This is a genomic window from uncultured Campylobacter sp., from assembly GCF_938045405.1.
Classification (GTDB): Bacteria; Campylobacterota; Campylobacteria; order Campylobacterales; family Campylobacteraceae; genus Campylobacter_B.
Window position 1 is genome coordinate 1 of the sequence record NZ_CALIMW010000127.1, and the last position, 1,326, is coordinate 1,326.

Genomic DNA, 1,326 nt, shown 5'->3' on the forward strand with positions numbered 1-1,326 from the left:
AGATGGATTTGCCACGTGCGAGCCGATTGATAAGCAGAGAGAAAATAATTTTGAAATCCCCGTAGTCATAGATAAAAACGGCAAAAAAATCGAGCTAAAGCGCACGAGCGAGAACTATAAATTTGAAGGCGAAAAGCAGCCGGAAGGCGTCTATATTATTACCGGGCAATATAAACCGACCTTTTGGACCGAGGATAAAAGCGGCAAATGGCATATGGGCGGCACGAAAGATACGATCAAAGACGCTAAATTTTGCCGTCGCGCCACTATGCTCGCAAAGGGCGTAATCAACACACAAGCAGGCGATCTCATAACTAAGCCCGTGGGCGAGCGACTCGAGCTCGTACCTTTAGAAAATCCGGTAAATTTCAAAGCCAATAAGCCGTTTAAAATTAAAGTGCTGTTTAAAGGCAAACCACTTGCAAATGCCGCAGTTGAAGGTGCGCCGGATGGATTTCTGGAAGATATGAGCGCATTTTATGGCATGACTGACGATAAGGGCGAAATCGAGGTTATGGCGCTAAAGCCGGGCCCTTGGATACTAAAAGCAAGAAATAAACTCGCATTTTCAGATCCAAAAAAATGCGACGAAGAGACGATCATCGCGTCTTTTGCTTTTGAGGTAAAATAGTTTAAATTTACTCTAATTTTACTCCGGCTATTAAATTTAAAAGCCGGAGTACGCTATGCGCGAGCTTTAAAGGTTGCGTGCGTAGGCTGCGCTTTTAACTCGTCGCAATTTGCGCACTGTGCTACGACAAGCCTTCCTGATAAAATTCCAATTTTAGCTTGAATACTCACTTTTTCATAAATGAACTTTAAAATTCAGCTTCTAGTGCCTATTCGCCCGAAACAATCCTCGTTCAAAACCAAAAGATTAAATTTAATTCAAATTTTGCTCTATTCAAAATTCCACTCGCGCCCTACTCTTTTTGCGCCGCCGATAAATTCCCTTTGACGATACTCGCAAGCTTTGAGGAATGGCTGCTTTATAGATGATTTTCGTACCTTTTACAAATCTCGTCACGATTGTATTTGTGTATATCCATCTGGAATTTTAGTTGCGCGTTTAGCGTTTAAAAATGTAAAAGCGATTTTAGAGCGTTTACTCGCGCATTTAAAACTCCTAGAAGCCGTCTCGTTCAAAAGCTGCTAAAAATTTGAAACTAGCGCCGATTCTTTAATTTAACAAGGATGTTCGTTTCTAAGTCTAAATTTCAAATTTGCAGTATAGCCTCTAATGTTTTTGGTATGCAGCAATATATTTTCACAACTTTTTACAACTGCTTCCACCTACTGGATACCGCGAAATTTAAATCGGTATTA

General features: G+C 40.7%; 1 protein-coding gene. It reads left to right on the forward strand.

Annotation, left to right across the window (positions count from 1 at the left end; translation table 11 throughout):
• Positions 1-631 (forward strand): DUF4198 domain-containing protein (locus Q0140_RS04795; RefSeq protein ID WP_297962406.1); only part of this gene is annotated, 631 nt, incomplete at its 5' end.
• Positions 632-1,326 lie beyond the last annotated feature (695 nt).